Source organism: Protofrankia sp. CiP3, from assembly GCF_917627345.1.
Classification (GTDB): Bacteria; Actinomycetota; Actinomycetes; order Frankiales; family Frankiaceae; genus Protofrankia.
Map to the genome: position 1 here is coordinate 10,547 of NZ_CAKJTM010000129.1, position 1,257 is coordinate 11,803.

At 71.4% G+C, this 1,257-nt stretch carries 2 protein-coding genes and 1 pseudogene; 1 reads left to right on the forward strand and 2 read right to left on the reverse strand.

What is annotated here, in order from left to right; all coding sequences use genetic code 11:
* Positions 1 to 398 (reverse strand): transposase (locus tag MJ797_RS23825; protein ID WP_255739434.1); only part of this gene is annotated, 398 nt, incomplete at its 3' end.
* A gap of 17 nt (positions 399 to 415) precedes the next feature.
* Between MJ797_RS23825 and MJ797_RS23830 the strand changes: the two genes are divergently transcribed.
* Positions 416 to 616 carry a hypothetical protein gene (locus tag MJ797_RS23830; protein ID WP_239341456.1) on the forward strand — a complete coding sequence of 67 codons (201 nt, stop codon included), beginning with the start codon at positions 416 to 418 and terminating at the stop codon, positions 614 to 616.
* Positions 617 to 799: 183 nt separating this feature from the next.
* On the opposite strand, the pseudogene MJ797_RS27630 reads toward MJ797_RS23830, so the two are convergent.
* Positions 800 to 1,042: pseudogene (locus MJ797_RS27630) on the reverse strand (transposase family protein); the annotation flags it as partial.
* Between the last annotated feature and the right edge of the window lie 215 nt (positions 1,043 to 1,257).

Sequence of the window (1,257 nt, forward strand, 5' to 3'; positions counted from 1 at the left end):
CCGGGCTCGGCGGCGAGGCGGCGGCGCAGGCGGTCGCGGTAGGGGGCGACCAGTGTGCGGCGGTCCTGCGCAGGACGTTGCAGGGCCTCGGCCGATTCGGCCCGGGCATAGCGCTTGACGGTGTTGCGCGCCCACCCCAGGCGCCGCGCGCACTCGGACAGCCCGACGCCCTCGTCGAGCAGGGTGTGGACGGCGGCGTGCCGGGCGCGGGTGCGCTCCTCCCGAGTGGTGGCCGTGCGGTCCGGTCCGGCGTGCCAGCAGCGGCTGTGGGCGACCACGGTCTTCTCCACGGCATCGCCGAGGTTGTGCCACACGTGCCAGCGGTCGCTGACCTGCACCGCCTGCGGGGCGCCCTGGCGGATCGCCTGCGCGTAGGCCGCCGACCCGTCGCGGCACACATCACCCGAACCCCAGGATGCTCGCGCAGCCAGGCCTCCAGGGTGGTGGCGCGGCGGTCGGGCAGCACGTCCACGCGTCGGTGGCTGACGGCGTCGATCAGCAGGGTTGCGTACCGGTGGTGACGCCGGAGCGCGAAGTCGTCCACGCTGAGTACCTGCGGGGCCGGCCCGGTGGCGATCGGCAGCGCCATGAGCAGGCGCAGCACAGTCGTCGGTGAGACGGTCACGGCGAGCCTGCCCAGCAGTCCTGCCCCCGCGCGGTCGGCCAGCACCACCCCCACCCGTGCGATCAGCGCACCCAGCGCCGGGGTACGGCGGGCATAACGTTCCGCGAGTCCGGGCACCTGCTCGCGGAAGGTCTGTCGCGGGCAGCCCAGGGTGCCGCGGACCAGCCGCCGCACGGTCAGTTCGATCACCATCGGTCTGCCCCCGACCGGAAGATTCGCAAGGCGGCGGCGGTGATAGCCGTGCACCCGCCCGGTGAGCGTCCCGCAGCGCGGACAGGCCACCGGATCCGCCTGGGTCCGCGCGGCGATCCGCACCAGCGGCCCCTCATCGACGACCCGATCGATGAGCAGCACAGCGAGCTGAGGAAAAACGATTTTCAGGAACTCGGCGTCACACAGCGCCAACGATACCCGCACGGCAACTGTCTGTCACCACCGGAATCTTGGCAAAGCCGTTCTTTTACAGCCCCGCCAGCCGCTCGGCCTGGATCGTCCGACTGGCCGCCACTCTACGTTCAGATCCGCTACCGCCACGACCAAACACGGTCACTTGCTCGTCGCCGCATCAGGCTCGAAGATTGGCGGACGGTGACGCCCAAGCACTGTCCACGAAAGCGGGAACCCTCCAGGCT